Origin of the sequence: Pseudoalteromonas sp. CnMc7-15 (genome assembly GCF_022347925.1) — a bacterium.
In the GTDB taxonomy this organism is placed as follows: domain Bacteria; phylum Pseudomonadota; class Gammaproteobacteria; order Enterobacterales; family Alteromonadaceae; genus Pseudoalteromonas; species Pseudoalteromonas ruthenica.
Genome location: NZ_JAKRFT010000003.1, coordinates 592,612 through 608,970, shown reverse-complemented (window position 1 = coordinate 608,970; position 16,359 = coordinate 592,612). Strand labels below are relative to the sequence as shown.

12 protein-coding genes are annotated in these 16,359 nt (G+C 47.9%); 5 read left to right on the top strand and 7 right to left on the bottom strand.

Features of this window, described 5'->3' with window-relative positions:
- The first annotated feature begins 128 nt into the window (after positions 1-128).
- Entirely contained in the window at positions 129-2,009 is a 1,881-nt protein-coding gene (locus tag MHM95_RS10090; protein WP_239385195.1) for a methyl-accepting chemotaxis protein, read from the top strand.
- Between the two features lie 91 nt (positions 2,010-2,100).
- Here the strand turns inward: MHM95_RS10090 and MHM95_RS10085 are convergent, their stop codons facing one another.
- From MHM95_RS10085 to priA, 5 genes are all read right to left on the bottom strand, one after another.
- A complete protein-coding gene (locus tag MHM95_RS10085; RefSeq protein WP_022946649.1) occupies positions 2,101-2,475 on the bottom strand; it encodes a DUF971 domain-containing protein in 375 nt (124 codons plus the stop codon).
- A gap of 51 nt (positions 2,476-2,526) precedes the next feature.
- Positions 2,527-3,855: an HslU--HslV peptidase ATPase subunit gene (gene hslU, locus MHM95_RS10080; protein WP_022946650.1), complete on the bottom strand. Its 1,329-nt coding sequence runs from the start codon at positions 3,853-3,855 to the stop codon at positions 2,527-2,529.
- An 11-nt stretch (positions 3,856-3,866) separates the two neighbouring features.
- A complete protein-coding gene (gene hslV, locus MHM95_RS10075; RefSeq protein WP_022946651.1) occupies positions 3,867-4,385 on the bottom strand; it encodes an ATP-dependent protease subunit HslV in 519 nt (172 codons plus the stop codon).
- Positions 4,386-4,539: 154 nt separating this feature from the next.
- Positions 4,540-5,070, bottom strand: coding sequence for an SPOR domain-containing protein (locus MHM95_RS10070; protein WP_239385194.1), 531 nt, complete (start codon positions 5,068-5,070; stop codon positions 4,540-4,542).
- 19 nt (positions 5,071-5,089) lie between these two features.
- Complete coding sequence (priA, locus tag MHM95_RS10065; RefSeq protein WP_275441953.1) at positions 5,090-7,315, bottom strand: primosomal protein N'; 2,226 nt, start codon at positions 7,313-7,315, stop codon at positions 5,090-5,092.
- A 224-nt stretch (positions 7,316-7,539) separates the two neighbouring features.
- On the opposite strand from priA, the gene rpmE reads away from it, so the two are divergent.
- Both rpmE and MHM95_RS10055 read left to right on the top strand, forming a co-directional pair.
- Positions 7,540-7,755 (top strand): 50S ribosomal protein L31, encoded by a 216-nt coding sequence (rpmE, locus tag MHM95_RS10060; RefSeq protein ID WP_081604468.1) that lies wholly within the window; start codon positions 7,540-7,542, stop codon positions 7,753-7,755.
- 465 nt (positions 7,756-8,220) lie between these two features.
- Positions 8,221-9,465, top strand: coding sequence for a malic enzyme-like NAD(P)-binding protein (locus MHM95_RS10055; protein WP_239385192.1), 1,245 nt, complete (start codon positions 8,221-8,223; stop codon positions 9,463-9,465).
- 192 nt (positions 9,466-9,657) lie between these two features.
- Here MHM95_RS10055 and metJ read toward each other — a convergent pair whose 3' ends face one another.
- Entirely contained in the window at positions 9,658-9,978 is a 321-nt protein-coding gene (gene metJ / locus MHM95_RS10050) for a met regulon transcriptional regulator MetJ (protein ID WP_022946657.1), read from the bottom strand.
- 179 nt (positions 9,979-10,157) lie between these two features.
- Here metJ and metB point away from each other — a divergent pair, with 179 nt between their 5' ends.
- Together metB and metL are read left to right on the top strand one after the other, a co-directional pair.
- Positions 10,158-11,318 carry a cystathionine gamma-synthase gene (gene metB, locus MHM95_RS10045; protein ID WP_239385191.1) on the top strand — a complete coding sequence of 387 codons (1,161 nt, stop codon included), beginning with the start codon at positions 10,158-10,160 and terminating at the stop codon, positions 11,316-11,318.
- A 9-nt stretch (positions 11,319-11,327) separates the two neighbouring features.
- Positions 11,328-13,673 carry a bifunctional aspartate kinase/homoserine dehydrogenase II gene (gene metL, locus MHM95_RS10040; protein WP_053910169.1) on the top strand — a complete coding sequence of 782 codons (2,346 nt, stop codon included), beginning with the start codon at positions 11,328-11,330 and terminating at the stop codon, positions 13,671-13,673.
- A 51-nt stretch (positions 13,674-13,724) separates the two neighbouring features.
- Here the strand turns inward: metL and MHM95_RS10035 are convergent, their stop codons facing one another.
- Complete coding sequence (locus MHM95_RS10035; RefSeq protein WP_239385190.1) at positions 13,725-16,286, bottom strand: PBP1A family penicillin-binding protein; 2,562 nt, start codon at positions 16,284-16,286, stop codon at positions 13,725-13,727.
- Between the last annotated feature and the right edge of the window lie 73 nt (positions 16,287-16,359).

The window sequence follows — 16,359 nt, the reverse complement described above, 5'->3', positions numbered from 1 at the left end:
TCTGGTCGCTTGATTAAGATATAACTGCCTTGATTTTAAGAAAAATCGACAAATTTTTTGCGACATATCATATATGACGGCTAAAATTTGAAGATAATGGCGCTGCAGTTACTTAGAAGGTCAAAACCATGAACTTTATGAAAAAGCTCACGATTAAACGTCGTTTACAGTTAAATGGCGCAGTCGTAGCAACAGCTTTGCTGGTGTTATTCGCTGTAATTATCTATGAAGCCCGCATAATGGGGTTACTTAATTCCACACTGGAAAATGCTGAAGAGCTCAATGTTCATGAGCTTACCTTACGTAAGCATGAGAAAAACTTTCTATTTTACAAGCAAGAACAATCATTGGATGAGTTCGCCAGTGAATATCAAGCGCTTGAAGCGCGGATAGCAAAACTGCGCGAGCAGTTTGTGACCCTCGATGGTGATACTCAGCTGATTGATAATTTCGCCTCACAGGCGCAGCAGTATCGTGATGACTTTAACAACGTCGAGGCTTTACAGCGCGAAATCGGCTTGCACCCGAAAGATGCACTTTACGGCGCTCTACGCAGCGCCGTACATGAAGTCGAAACCCTTCTTAAAGAGCGACAAAACTTTGAAATGCTGGCGCTGATGTTACAACTTCGCCGGGCTGAAAAAGATTTTATGTTGCGCCTTGATGTGAAGTATCTAGGGAAGTTTGACACCCATTTCAGCGCGCTGAAAAACAAAGTGCAAAGCGCGGGGTTTGATGCGCCTTATCGCACCAAGTTAATCACCCTCCTTGATGACTATCGCAGTAAATTTAAAAGCTTGGTTGATGCGCAACAACGCTTGGGCGTTGATTTAGAGTCTGGCGCGCTGGGGCAATTACGCCAGTCTGTTGAGCAAAGTGACAAGTATGCTCGCCAAGTGCTGGGCGCCACGAAAGAGATGATAGAGCAAGAGATGCGAGTGACTCAGATCACCGCTCTGACAATTTTAGTGATTGCTGCAATCTTGGTGGCGGCGCTGCTGACAATGACCAGTCGCGCTATTATTCAGCCAATTGATAGAGCGGTCAGTGCTATTACCCGTATTCGTGAGACCAATGATTTAAGTATTCAAATTGACACCCATGGCAATGACGAAATTGCTACGCTGACCAGTAATATCAATAACCTCACCGCCGGTTTTAGAGGGCTGATTTTTGATGTGAATAACGCCCTAGCGACATTGAACGCCGCAACAGAAGACTTAGCTAGCACCACCGCATCAACCAGTACTGGCGTACAAGAGCAGTTGCAAGAAGCTGATATGGTGGCCACAGCGGCTACCGAGATGCAGGCAACCATTCATGACATCTCTGGCAACACAGAGGAAGCTGCGAAACGAGCGCAAACAACTAATGAAAGTGCTTCTCAAGGGCGTCAGGAAGTGGATGCCACCGTATCTCGTATTGCCCAGCTCTCTGACTCGCTTGGTAATGCCTCTGGGGTGGTTGGTGATTTAGAAAAAGATGCTGACACCATTGGTTCGGTACTGGATGTTATTCGCGGTATCGCTGAGCAAACCAACCTCTTAGCGTTGAACGCTGCCATAGAAGCTGCACGGGCAGGTGAGCAAGGCCGTGGCTTTGCGGTGGTTGCGGATGAAGTACGTTCATTGGCGCAACGCACACAAGACTCCACACAAGAGATAGAAAATATTATTTCCGGCCTGCAACAGCGGACCCAACAAGTTGTGAGTATTATGCAACAGTGTCGCGACCAAGGAGGTGAGAGTGCAGAGCAAGCTTCTCGTGCTGGCGACTTACTGAGCTCAATTACCCAAGAAATTGAAACCATAATGGAAATGAGTACGCAAATCGCGGTGGCCATTGAACAGCAATCACAGGTTGCCTCTGAAGTGAATCAAAACGTGGTGCGTATTCGTGATATTGCTGAGCAGGCCAGCGGCCATGCAAGTAATAATGCCCATACCAGTGAGGAAGTAGCAGAGCAGGCTCGGGTGTTGCACGATGCCGTGGCTAAATACAAGGTTTAGAAAAAGCCGAAGACAGTAACATAATAAAAGGGGGCGAGAGCCCCCTTTTCTTTACTCACCCACCCTAGGTGGTGATGGCAATGCACTTAGCTTAAGGCGTCACCTTAATCGCAATACTTGCATCACGCTGGGCATTCGCAGCTTTAAGTCGCGCCAAATAACTCTGCCAGAGATTATCTTTGTTGCTGGTCAGTTCGGCTAAGTAGCGAAAGCTGTATAAGCCACTGAGATGGCCATCATCAAAAATTAAGCGCACGGCATAGTGGCCAACAGGTTCGATTTTGTTGATACCAACGTCCCGTTTGTTGGTAACGAGGTTTGGCTCGCTTTGATGGTGGCCTTGTACTTCGGCAGAAGGGGAGTGTACACGCAGGAATTCAGCACTGAGCTCGGCGCTATCGCCATTGTCAAAGTGAATGTCTAAGGTTTTTGAACGCTGATGATAGTGTAAGGTTGTTATCAACATAAACCAGCCTCAGTAAAAAGGGCTTGGGTGGAGTTGCCCAAGCCCATGCCGTTATAAAATAAAGCGGCTTAGGTCTTCGTCTTGCACCAAGTTACCCAAGTGCTGATTGACGTACTCGCCGTCAATGGTAAGACGTGAGCCTGCCTTATCGGAAGCATCGAAGGATATTTCTTCCATCAATCGCTCCATGACTGTGTGTAGTCGACGAGCACCAATATTTTCTGTTTTTTCATTCACTTGCCATGCTGCTTGAGCAATGCTGTCAATGGCATCATCAGTGAACTCGATGGTGACTTCTTCGGTATTCATAAGCGCGATTTGTTGCTCCGTTAACGAAGCATGCGGCTCAGTCAAAATGCGCTTAAAGTCATCGGCGCTGAGGGCGTCCAACTCAACTCGGATCGGTAAACGGCCTTGTAGTTCAGGGATTAAATCTGAGGGTTTGGCCATTTGGAACGCGCCAGAAGCAATAAATAGAATATGGTCAGTTTTCACCATACCGTGCTTGGTGCTCACACTTGAACCTTCGATAAGCGGCAGCAGGTCACGTTGTACTCCTTCACGGCTTACATCTGGGCCATTTGCTTCACCGCGCTTACAAATTTTGTCTACTTCATCCAAAAACACAATACCGTGTTGCTCAACAGCTTCAATAGCGAGCTCTTTAACATCTTCGGGGTTAACCAGTTTGGCGGCTTCTTCCTCAACAAGTAGTTTAAAGGCTTCTTTAATCTTCAACTTGCGCTTTTTGGTTTTGCCGCCGGACATGTTTTGGAACATGCTCTGTAGCTGGTTGGTCATTTCTTCCATGCCGGGCGGTGACATGATTTCAACATTAGGCGCTTGCTCAGCAACATCGATTTCAATTTCTTTATCATCGAGCTGACCTTCACGTAATTTCTTACGGAAACTTTGGCGGGTACTGCTATTTTCACTCGGTTGTGACTCGCCCCAGGTGTCTTTAGCTGGTGGCAGTAATGCGTCTAAAATACGCTCTTCTGCAGCTTCCTCAGCACGGAAGTGGTGTTTCTTCGCCTGCTGCTCACGAACCATCTTAATGGCAATGTCGACGAGATCGCGGATAATAGTCTCTACTTCTTTGCCAACATAGCCAACTTCAGTGAACTTAGTCGCTTCTACTTTCAAAAAAGGAGCATTAGCAAGTTTGGCTAATCGGCGTGCTATTTCAGTTTTACCCACACCGGTTGGGCCGATCATAAGGATATTTTTCGGTGTTACTTCCGGGCGCAGGCTCTCGTCGAGCTGCATACGGCGCCAACGGTTACGCAGGGCGATAGCCACCGCTTTTTTAGCATTGCTCTGACCAATAATGTGTTGATCAAGCTCGTGAACGATTTCTCTGGGAGTCATAGCTGACATGGCAGCTCCTTTTACAATTCTTCGATAGTTTGGTGGTTGTTGGTAAATACGCAGATATCGCCAGCGATTTTTAAGCTGCGTTCAACGATTTCACGCGCACCAAGCTCGGTGTTTTCTAGTAATGCAATTGCGGCTGATTGGGCAAAGTTGCCGCCGCTACCAATCGCAATTAGGTCATGTTCAGGCTGTACCACATCGCCATTACCAGTAATAATCAGTGAGGTGGTTTCATCAGCAACAGCAAGAATGGCTTCGAGTCGCCTTAAGGCTCTGTCACTGCGCCAATCTTTGGCCATCTCTACAGCGGCTTTGGTTAAATGCCCTTGGTGCATCTCTAATTTACTTTCAAAACGCTCAAAAAGGGTAAACGCATCGGCTGTACCGCCTGCAAACCCGGCGATCACTTTACCGTTGAAAAGACGACGCACTTTACGCGCGTTGCCCTTCATTACCGTGTTGCCGAGCGAAACTTGGCCATCGCCGCCAATAACAACCTTGCCTTCACGGCGTACAGAAACGATTGTGGTCATGTGTGTCCTTATACCCAGTCTGGGTGTTTGTAACTGTCTAATAGCGAGGAAATATGGGCATGAAAAAGGGATTTCAAGGTAAACTTGCAATCCCTTTATGTGATTTGCTGTGCCTGCTTGGTTATTTACATGGCGATAACGGCTTTCGCTTTGGCTAATTCCACAACCAGATGCCACAGCCCATGATTTTTGCCTGACGCTTAAGCTTGTTCTTATCGCTCTCTGCGCCGCGCTTGGTCGGATAGGGGCCTAACCGTACTCTAAACCAGACGCCATTGCTGCCTTCAGTGCGCCTGATTTCTGATACTAGCCCGACAAAGGCTATTTTGGCCTTGAGCGTTTCCGCCTGTGCATAGGTTCTAAATGACCCGCATTGCATTTGATAAGGGCCTTTTTGCTCAATTTCTTTGACCTCAACCTCTATCTCGGCTTGCTTTATTTCGTTGATGAATTCGGGCGTTTGCGGTTTTTTAATTTCTGGCTTGGAGGCGCTTGGTTTCTGCTTAACTTGCTCAACAGCCTCAGGATCAGCATTGGTTTTTATATACCAGAGGCCGTAAGCGAACCCGGCGAGTAACAAAATGGCCAAAGCAATAAGCACAAGCGGCAGAGGCTTTTTTGCTGGGGCTTTTTTGCTCTTACCACGCTGAGGTCGTTTGCGATTTATATAGTCGTGCTGCGCCATAATTGTTTTTGTGTTCTCTTTACATCATGTCTATGGGATCAACGTCCAAATTCCAGCGTACTTTTTGCGCCAGCTTATTACTACCGAGGTAGTTCATTAGTTGCGCCAAAAAGCCGTGTAGCGCGCCTCTATCTTGCCCTTGAATATGCAATTGATAACGGTATTTGCCAGCGACTCGTTCGAGCGGTGCGGGAATCGGACCCAGCAATTGTATCTTAGGCACGGGGGCTGCGGGAACTAAATCCGATAAAAAGCGCAACAGTAGCGATAAATCATGCGCTTCCGCCCTTAGCAGGGCTAAGTGCGAAAACGGTGGCATTTCTGTTTCATGGCGCTCTTGCAAAGCATAACGGGCAAAGTGTTGGTAACCATTATTGACTAAATCTTGCAATAGTGGGTGCTCTGGGAAGTGAGTTTGCAGTAACACGGTGCCTGGTTCGCCACTGCGCCCTGCGCGTCCTGCTACTTGAGTCACTAGTTGTGCTAAGTGTTCGGTGGCACGGAAATCACATGAGTATAACCCGGCGTCGACATCAAGAATAATGACTAGGCTGACATCGGCAAAGTGGTGGCCTTTGGCTAGCATTTGTGTGCCCACCAATAGGCGCGCGCCGCCGCGATTGATGGCAGCCAGTTCTTCCTCCAAACTGCCTTTACGTCGTGTTGAATCTCGGTCGATACGGCTGATGGGTGTGTCGGGAAATTGCTCGCTTAGTGCTTCTTGCAATTGTTCGGTGCCCAGCCCCACCGGGTTTATTTGTGTGCTACCACAATCCGGGCATTGCATGGGCGGTGCACTTTGCTCGCCACAATGATGGCACACCAGACGACGCATGGCCTTGTGGTAGGTCGCGCTGGTGCTACAACGCGAGCAATCGCTGAGCCAGCCGCACTCATGGCAAATGAGCGAAGGGGAAAAGCCGCGACGATTCAAAAACACCATCACTTGCTTTTGTCTCGCCAGCTCACGCTTGATATAGGCAAGGGCGCTATGGCTGAGTCCAGCCTCAAGGTGTTGACCTTTAATGTCTATGAGTTCAAATTGATTGTCACTGCTGGTTTGTGCCCGTTGAGTGAGACTGAGCAATTGGTACTTATCGGACAACGCACGGTTGAGTGTTTCCAGGGCAGGGGTCGCGCTGCCTAGAACTAAGGGAATGTTTTGCTGTTGCGCACGATAAGCGGCCAAATCACGAGCGTGATAGCGTAGGGTGTCTTGCTGTTTGAATGAGGCGTCGTGCTCCTCATCGACAATAATCATGCCTAGGCGTAAAAACGGCATAAAAATCGCCGAACGTGTGCCGATCACTATGGCACAGCTACCTTTTTGGCAGAACCGCCAGGTTTGCAAACGTTCATTATCTGTCAACGCTGAGTGCCAAAGCATAATTGGCGTATTGGGGAAGCGGCGGCGAAAGCGGTTTACCGTCTGTGGTGTTAGGCCTATTTCAGGGACCAAAACTAAGGCTTGTTTGCCCTGTTGCAAAACCGCCTCTAAGCACTGCAGATACACCTCGGTTTTGCCGCTGCCTGTGACCCCCTCAAGTAAAAAAGCGGCAAAGCCAGGGGATTGGTTAATGGCAGTGCAGGCGATGGCTTGTTCGCTGTTTAACCTTGGTTTGTTGGCCACCTGCAATGGCTGCTCGCGCCATTGACTATCAAATTCAACTGCTTGGGTTATTAGTTCTTTATTAATGAGGGCATCAATGGTGGCTTTGGAGTAGCCCAGAGCTTTAATTTCCGTGGTGGGCGATTTCCCTGATTCAGCCAGCTGCTTAAGCAAGGCTTGTTGCTTTTTCGCCCGCAGTGTCGGCTGCTGTTGCCCTTGCTCGGTGAGTTGCAGGTAATTAATGCTGGTTTTATCAATATCCGCGCCTTCACGCAGCGCTTTTGGCAAAGCGGTAAAGACGGTTTCACCTAATGGATAATGATAATAGCGAGCAGTAAATTGCAATAATTGTAGGTGACTGTCATCAATAATGGCAGTGCTATCGAGCACGGCCTTAACGGCTTTGACTTTCTCTTCCGGCATCTCTGTGCTGGCTTTTACCTTTAATACCATACCGGTCAGGACACGCGAACCAAAAGGAACACTGACCCTCACCCCTACAGTCACGGCGCGAGAGCACAACTCGGTGGGCAATAAATAGTCGAAGCTACGGTGTAAGGGCACCTTAAGTGCTACTTCAACGTAGCACGGGGTCGCGTTGCTACTGTGGCTGTTGGAATCGCGAGATGATGGCAACAAAAATCAGGCCCCAAGAACTAGAATATAGCGCTAATGTACTAAATTCATGGCGCAGTGAATAGCCGCAATTAAAGCTTGAACATTAATCAGGAGTAAAATAAAATACGCGGCCTTAAGGGTGCTGAGCGGGTTATATCCATGCTTTGGCACATTGAAACTAACGCGTATGGTGCCAAACTTCGGGTTTGGAGAGCGATACGGCCTATTTAGAGGTAACCCCCATGAAAGAAGGTATCCACCCTAAGTACGAAGCAATCAACGCAACGTGCTCTTGTGGCAACAAATTCCAGACAAGCTCTACCCTGTGTAAAGACATTCACCTAGACGTATGTTCAGAGTGTCACCCTTTCTACACTGGTAAGCAAAAGATCCTTGATACAGGTGGTCGTGTAGATCGCTTCAATAAGCGCTTCGGTGCGCTTAGCAGCAAGAAGTAATCTTTGCTTGTCGAGAAAAGCACCTTCGGGTGCTTTTTTTGTGTCTATGATTTTAATCCATCCCCATTATTCATACTAGTCATTTCACCTTAAGCTCTAGCTCATTTAAAGTGACAAAAAAGCACAATAATGACGCTAAAGTTCACTAAAATTCACTTACTTTGTTATTAGCGAACAATAAGATTCGTTATCCGATCGGTATTCTTTTTAGTTATATTAAGTTATTCGGATATAGCATTATGCATGGCTTTAGGTGGTTTTTTATGCATGCATAAGTCCCTATAGTGCATGGAATATCAAAATTTACACATAAAGCTTTAGATAATGTGCATGAATTTGGGCTTAAAACCCTTTAATTTCGTACAACAGGATAGACCTGATATTGCTTGAATATATTTAGAAAAGCGGTATGGTTTGCCTTAACTAGCTGAACTCTCACATACATTTCTAGCAGGATACTCGTTCATGTCTGACTTTCGTGAAAAAGCCCTCGATTACCACGCTAACCCCGTTCCAGGAAAAATTAGCATTGAACTCACCAAAAGCGCCGAGACCGTTAACGATCTCGCTTTAGCCTACAGCCCAGGTGTTGCAGAGCCGGTGCGTGAAATCGCTGCCGATGCTAACAATGCTTATAAATACACGGCCAAAGGCAATATGGTTGCTGTGATCTCTAATGGCAGTGCCATTTTAGGGTTGGGTAACTTAGGGCCGTTAGCGTCTAAGCCGGTCATGGAAGGCAAGGCACTACTGTTTAAGCGTTTTGCTAATCTTGACTCCATCGATATCGAGGTGAAGCATCGCACCACGGAAGACTTTATTAACACTGTAGAAAATATTGCCGATACCTTTGGCGGTATTAACCTCGAAGATATTAAAGCTCCAGAGTGCTTCGAAATCGAGCAAGCGCTCATTGAACGCTGTAATGTGCCAGTATTTCATGATGATCAACACGGCACTGCTATCGTCACTGCCGCAGGCATGCTAAACGCTTTAGAAATTCAAGGTAAAGATATTCGTGATGCTCTGATCGTGTGTTTGGGGGCTGGCGCAGCGGCAGTTGCATGTATGGAGTTGCTTATTAAGTGTGGCGCTCAGCGCGAGCATATTTACATGCTTGACCGTAAAGGGGTGATCCACACGCGTCGTGATGACTTAAATGAATATAAGCAATTATTTGCTAACAACACCGATAAGCGTACCTTGCAAGACGTTATTGCTGATGCCGATGTGTTCGTTGGTGTTTCTGGCCCAGATTTGCTCGCAGCTGAAGACCTTAAATTGATGGCCGACAAGCCGGTCATTTTTGCCTGTTCTAACCCAGACCCAGAAATTAAGCCGGATGTGGCACACAGTGCGCGCAAAGACTTAATTATGGCCACTGGGCGCTCTGACTACCCGAACCAAGTGAATAACGTACTGTGTTTCCCATTTATTTTCCGTGGTGCACTGGACGTGCGTGCCACCGCTATCAATGATGAGATGAAAATTGCCGCTGTAGAGGCTATTCGCAGTATCGCCAAGGAGCCAGTACCTGAGTCAGTGTTAACGGCATCTGGAGTGAGCGAGTTAGAGTTTGGCGCGCAATACATTATTCCCAAGCCTATGGATCCACGATTATTGCCACGCGTAGCGAAAGCCGTGGCGCAGGCGGCTGTGGACTCAGGTGTTGCGCAAATTGATATGCCAGCGAATTATATGGCTGAGTAATCACTTTACTACTCAGCGCTAGAAAAAAGAAAACCCAAGCTCAATGCTTGGGTTTTTTTATGGCTTGCAAAGAGTAATAGCTTCACTAACGACTTTTCATACAGGCCAACTTGCGACATGTATGCATAACACTATGCTTACTCCAGCAAAGGGGCCTAATGCTCAGGGGTTAGTTAAACTTGCTTATCTTTGTTAGTCCTCTCCGATAACAGGCACTTCCACACCCATTTCTTCCATAATTTTTCTCACCTCTTCAGGTACCTTCTCCGGGTTGTCTTTACGGAGATCTTCGTCATTTGGCAGCGGCTGGCCAGTAAAGGCATGTAGAAATGCTTCACACAGCAACTCACTGTTGGTGGCATGACGAAGATTATTCACCTGGCGGCGAGTACGTTCATCGGTTAATACTTTTAAAACATTGAGCGGGATGGAAACGGTAATTTTCTTTACCTGTTGGGCTTTTTTTCCATGCTCCGCATAAGGGTGAATGTATTCACCATTCCACTTGGCCATAATTTGCGTCTTATTTTTGGTCACTTAGGCATCAATAAGGACGAAATTTTATCGCGTTGGTAAGGATAGTCAAATATTCATAAATTAGCTATTTAGACGTATAAATGTTTTGACTTCTAAATTGTGTTAATTTAACCTTTTGGACGTCTAAACATCCATTTTCTTGATTGGGGGCAAATATGTCACAACTAAAAAAAGACACCATCGCCGTGCGCCATGGTATTGATGCTGATAAGCACCATGGTGCGGTGGTGCCACCCATTCATTTATCGACCACCTATTCCTTTGCCGATTTTGATAGCAAACGCGAATATGATTATGGTCGTAGTGGTAATCCCAATCGGGATATTTTGGCGCAGACCTTAGCGCAACTAGAAGGGGGAGAGCACGGAATTATCACCGCGACAGGTATGGCCGCAGTGCATCTAGTGACGCAGCTACTGACACCCAATGACACCCTAGTGATCCCCCATGATTGTTATGGCGGCAGTTATCGCTTATTTACCTCTTTAGCCAAACGGGGGTTGCTCAAGGTTGAGGTTATCGATTTCACTCAATCAAACTGTTACCAACGCTTAGTGGCCGCCAAACCCAAACTGGTGTGGATTGAAACGCCCAGTAATCCCATTTTGCGACTCACGGATATCCGCGCAGTGTGCGATGCCGCGCAGAGCATCGGTGCGCTGGTTGCAGCCGACAACACGTTTTTATCTCCCGCCTTACAGAACCCATTGTTATTGGGTTGTGATGTGGTGGTGCACTCGACCACTAAATATATCAATGGTCACTCCGATGTGGTCGGTGGTGCGGTGATCACCAAAACCAAAGAGTTGGGTGAAGAGCTGGCATGGTGGGCTAATAATATTGGCATTACCGGCGCCGCTTTCGATAGCTATCTCACCCTGCGTGGTTTGCGTACCTTAAAAGTGCGCCTTAAGCAGCATGAAGAAAATGCCTTGGCGATTGCTCAATACCTTGAACAGCATCCTAGTGTGCAGTCTGTTTACTATCCAGGGTTGAGTTCGCACCCACAACACGACTTGGCGAAGGCGCAGCAACAGGGCTTTGGAGGTATGGTGAGCTTTGATATTAAAGGTCAGCTGCAAGACAGTGCAAAATTCCTCACCTCAGTACAGCAGTTTACCTTAGCGGAGTCGTTGGGCGGGGTGGAAAGCCTTATTTGTCACCCGGCGACCATGACTCACGCGGGCATGGATAAAGCCGCACGACTTGAGGCTGGGGTCGGCGACACGCTTATCCGGATTTCTGTAGGTATTGAAGATAAGCAAGATCTTATCGATGACTTAGAAGCCGCTTTTAACGCGTTAGCAAGCAAATAAGAGGATACTATGACTCAGGTTGTACATAAGTTTGGTGGTTCGAGTCTCAGCAACGCGGCGCGTTACCATGCGGTCGCCAATATTGTTATCGGCAACAGCCAACTCGGTGACGTGGTGGTGGTCTCTGCGGCGGGGAAAACCACGGATACGCTAGTGAAGTTGTGGCAGGCCTATCAACAGCACGATAGCCATGGCTATCATGATGTCTTGCAGTTGCTACGCACCCATCAGCATGAGCTTATTGATGAGCTATTAGCAGCGCACCAAGCCCACGCTCTGCAATCACAGCTTAATAGTGAGCTTCAGCGCATAGCTGAGCAATTGCAGACAAACACCTTAGATGAGGCGTCCTTATTAGCCCATGGTGAACTGTGGTCGGCCCGCTTGCTCGCGACCTATTTGCAGCAATTAGGCTATGCTGCGCAAGATCTTGATGCGCGGCAGCTACTGTGTGTGCACCAAGGGCAACTACTGCATTTGGACAATGAAAAGCTCTGCGAGCGCCATATTGCCGGGGATAAAATCAACGTTGTAACGGGGTTTATTGCCGCCGATAGCAACCAGCAAACAGTCACCTTGGGACGCAATGGCAGTGACTACAGCGCCACCTTATTGGCCCGTTATGTCAACGCCAAACAAGTTTGTATATGGACCGATACGCAGGGAGTTTTCAGCACCGACCCACGCAAAGTAGCCGATGCCTTAAAGTATCAAAAAATTTGTCGTAGCCAAGCCAACCGCCTGGCCCAGTTAGGTAATCCGGTATTGCATGCGAAAACGCTGTCGCCTTTGCAAGGTAGCGCCATCAAGCTATCGGTGCGCAGCTCCTATGACAGCGATGACAGTGGCACTGAGATTGTCCGCGAAGGTTACTGTAAGCATAAACGTTTTTTGACCACCATAGAGGGCGTTGACCTATATCGTGTGTCGAGCCTTAAAGTGGATGAACTGGCAACCTTAAGCCAGCTTATACAGCACACCATAGGCCACTTTCAGCAGCAGGGGGTAGACTTTTTGATTGTACCCAGCGCCCATAGCACTCTTATCTCCCGTGAGCTGGGAGAGCGTGGACAACTCGTTGAGTCAAACCTCAATGGGTGCGCCTTAGTCAGCCCAAACCAGTATACTCAGCAGGGCTACCAGGAAATGCTGGCATGCTTAGAGCAACTTAACTTAACTATCCGCTTTAGCCACTGTGATCAAGACTACGCCTTGGTACTGACCGATCAAATCATTGATGCCGATAGTTTAGGGAAGGTACATCGCACTTTAATTGGTGCACACCAGCAAATTGCCGTGATTGTCGCCGGCCTTGGAAATGTGGGCAGTGTGTTTTTACAACAGTTTACGCAGCAGTTAGCGCGTTTAGAGCAGCACTTTGAGGTAAAACTGGTTGGTCTACTGCGAAGTCGCAGCATGTTGTTTGACCCCTGTGGATTAGACCCGCAGAACTGGCAAGGTCAATGGTTAGAACAAGCGGTTCCCTACCAAAGCGAGCAGTTGTGCGAACGCCTCAATGAGCTTGATTACGAACACAAGGTGGTCATTGATATAACCGCCAGTGAGTCATTCAGTGGTTTATACCCTGATTTTGTGCGTGCTAACTGTCATTTGATCAGTGCCAACAAGTATGCCGGAACAGCGCCACATAGCTGGTATCAGTCGTTACGTAACGAGCTGGCAGAGCGCAATCTCAAATGGCGTTATAACACCAGTGTTGGCGCTGGGCTACCCATTAACTTTGCATTAGCCGATTTGCAGCGCAGTGGCGATGAGATCACCCGTATTCAAGGTGTGTTTTCTGGGACGCTATCATGGCTATGCAGTCACTATGATGGCAGCCAAGCTTTTTCTGAGCTGCTTTTTGCGGCGCAAAAGTTAGGCTTTACCGAGCCCGATCCGCGTGAAGATTTATCCGGCCGAGATGTACAACGTAAGCTGTTGATCCTCGCACGCGAGTTGGGTTTGCAGTTGGACATTGACGATATTGAGCTAAGCCCGCTGATGCCAGAGTCTTTAGCACAAGGGAGCTGGCAAGATTTTCTGGATAACATTGCCTTACTTGATGACTTTGTTGGCACCCACGCACAGCAGGCGCAAAAAGAGCAAAAGGTACTGAGGTACAACGCTGACTTACGCATTGTTGATGGCAAGGTAAAAGCCCAAGTGGGTCTTGTTGCAGTGGCACAATCCAACCCGTTAGCGGGATTAAGTCCCGGCGACAATATCTTTGTCATCAACAGTCGCTGGTATGCGCAGAATGCCTTGGTTATTCAAGGCCCTGGTGCAGGGAAAGAGGTCACCGCTGCAGGTGTCCACTCAGATCTCTACTGGCTTATTGAGAGTCTTAGTTAATGCGGTAACAGGGTAATAAAAAAGCCAAGCATTATTGCTTGGCTTTTTTATTTAGAAGAGTTCGTCTTCAGTGGGCAGCTCAGGTTCATCCTGCCCTTGAGTTTCGAAGATCACCGGCGGCGCTTTTTCCACATACTTAGTGGGGGCAGTCCCTTTTATAAAGTATTCAAAGCGGCTGGTGTGGTCGTTTTGATGACTTAATAATCCTGATTTTAGATCAATGCGTACTGATTCCAGTCCTTCGGGTGGCTCGATAGGGGCCGCAGGCTCATCTTCAAGGGCCACACGCATGTAATCAATCCAAGCCGGTTGCGCTGTTTTTGCACCAGATTCGGCACCAAAGGTTTGTCCTTTCCCTAAGTTGTTGTTGTAACTGGTACGTCCTAGCGGATTACCTGGGTTATCGAAGCCAACCCATACTGTGGTCATAACATTGGCGTTAAAGCCACTAAACCAGGTATCGACCGAGTTGTTGGTGGTGCCGGTTTTACCTGATAAATCACGGCGCTTTAACCGCGTCGCGCGCCAGCCAGTGCCATTCCAGCCGGTGCCATGCTTCCAGCTGCCACCGCCCCAAATTGCACTGGTCATCGCATCGGCAATTAAGAAGGCATTCTGTTTAGAAATAACCCGAGGTGCGCATTGCGGTAACTGGGTATCAGTAGTCTCTGTGCTGTCAGTGTCGTCGGGGGTACCCTCACTGGCGCCGCTGGGCTCAAGCATTGCCAACTCTGCAAACATTTCATTACTGCGCTTTTGCTCTTCAGAGCAGGCCTTATAGGGGCGAGCTTGCATTAGCACTTCGCCTTCGGCGCTTTGTATTTCGGTAATAAAGTAAGGCTCAACTAAATGCCCACCATTTGCGAAAGCGCTCATACCGCGAGCTAATTCTAAAGGTGTTAATGAAGCACTCCCCAGCGCCAGAGTTTCATTGCGCGGAATATCTTCATCATGAAAGCCAAACTTGAGTAAGTGTTCAGCGGCAGGGTCTACACCTACGCCGCGCAGCAACCTGACTGAAACCACGTTTTTTGACTGCGCTAAGGCACGTCTAACACGGATCGGGCCGACATATTTAGCTGGGCTGTTCTTGGGTCGCCAAGCAACACCTTGGCTTTTATCCCAGTGGTTTATCGGCGCATCGTTAATAATGGTTGCTAAGGAGTAACCGTGCTCTAACGCCGCTGAGTAAATGAAGGGCTTGATGTTAGAGCCAACTTGGCGCTTTGCCTGAACCGCTCGATTGTACTGGCTTTGTTCAAAGCTGTAGCCACCGACAATCGCCTTTATGCGGCCATCTTTAGGGTCAATAGAGACCAATGCACTGGATGCTTCGGGAACTTGTGCTAACAGCGGGTGGCCATCATTGTCGAAACGATACCAAATCTGTGCGCCTGCAGAGAGAATATCGGCCGCACTCTTCGGAGCGTAACTTTGACGAGACTGAGTAATAAATTTGCGCGCCCATTTTAATCCGTCCCACTCTATGGTGAACCGTTCACCTAATTCATTAAGTACTTCAACGGATTGTTCGTCCACACTCATCACCACTGCACCATGTAAGTCGGCGAGTGGGTTAAGGCCCTGTAAGTGGGCAATTAACTGTGGTTCGTCAAGAGGAGCTTCGGTTTCGTTATCCCATAGTACGGCCTCGGGGCCGCGATAACCATGGCGCATATCGTAAGCATATAGATTATCACGCAATGCTTGCTGAGCAGCTTGCTGCACTTTTGACTCTACCGAGGTGTAAACTCGCATACCTGAATTATAGGCTTGCTCCTCGCCATACTGAGCAACCAACTCGGCGCGCACCATCTCAGAAATATAAGGTGCATAAAGCTCTATCTCGGCGCCGTGGAAACGGGCGGTAATTGGTTTGTTAGTTGCCTCATCAAACTCAGCCTGAGTGATATAGCCCTCATCTAACATCCGGCCTAACACGACGTTACGACGATTTTTAGCACGCTCAGGGTTGCGGATAGGGTTAAGTGCAGAAGGCGCCTTAGGTAGGCCTGCAATCATAGCCATTTGCGCTAAATCAAGCTCTTGTAGAGGCTTTCCATAGTACACTTGTGCTGCAGCACCGATGCCAAAGGCACGATTACCAAGCTCAATTTTGTTGAGATAGAGCTCGAAGATTTCGTCTTTGGTTAATAATTGCTCAATATGCAATGCGATAAATATTTCTTTCACTTTTCGGATGTATGCTTTTTCCCGAGTAAGAAAGAAGTTTCGTGCCAGCTGCATGGTGATGGTACTTGCGCCTTGGCGCTTTTCACCGGTCGAGATAAGAACGATTGCACTACGGACAATACCGATAGGGTCGATACCGTAGTGATCGTAGAAACGATTATCTTCAGTGGCCAGGAATGCATTCAGCATAGGCTGAGGTACTTCGCTGATTTTTACGGGAATTCGCCGTTTTTCACCAAACTGGTTGATAAGTTTTCCATCTCGGGTAAATACTTGCATTGGAGTCTGCAATTTTACGTCCTTTAGCACCGCCACACTGGGGATGTCAGATCTGACGTAAAGGTACAGCCCAGCTAGTACGATGCAGCCCAAGAGGACACATATGCAAAGGATTTGTAAAAATTTTTTGAATATTTTCACGGATATTTCCCTGTTTGGACTCCCAATTGAGCGAAGAGATTGGTAGTATATCTTGATTGAATAGTGAATAAAA

Bases quoted from the DNA above. Each gene is read 5' to 3' on its own strand.
- hslV (WP_022946651.1), bottom strand. From the start codon at position 4,385: ATGACCACAATCGTTTCTGTACGCCGTGAAGGCAAGGTTGTTATTGGC.
- MHM95_RS10055 (WP_239385192.1), top strand. From the start codon at position 8,221: ATGTCTGACTTTCGTGAAAAAGCCCTCGATTACCACGCTAACCCCGTT.
- metL (WP_053910169.1), top strand. From the start codon at position 11,328: ATGACTCAGGTTGTACATAAGTTTGGTGGTTCGAGTCTCAGCAACGCG.
- MHM95_RS10070 (WP_239385194.1), bottom strand. From the start codon at position 5,070: ATGGCGCAGCACGACTATATAAATCGCAAACGACCTCAGCGTGGTAAG.
- MHM95_RS10085 (WP_022946649.1), bottom strand. From the start codon at position 2,475: ATGTTGATAACAACCTTACACTATCATCAGCGTTCAAAAACCTTAGAC.
- hslU (WP_022946650.1), bottom strand. From the start codon at position 3,855: ATGTCAGCTATGACTCCCAGAGAAATCGTTCACGAGCTTGATCAACAC.
- MHM95_RS10090 (WP_239385195.1), top strand. From the start codon at position 129: ATGAACTTTATGAAAAAGCTCACGATTAAACGTCGTTTACAGTTAAAT.
- rpmE (WP_081604468.1), top strand. From the start codon at position 7,540: ATGAAAGAAGGTATCCACCCTAAGTACGAAGCAATCAACGCAACGTGC.
- metJ (WP_022946657.1), bottom strand. From the start codon at position 9,978: ATGGCCAAGTGGAATGGTGAATACATTCACCCTTATGCGGAGCATGGA.
- metB (WP_239385191.1), top strand. From the start codon at position 10,158: ATGTCACAACTAAAAAAAGACACCATCGCCGTGCGCCATGGTATTGAT.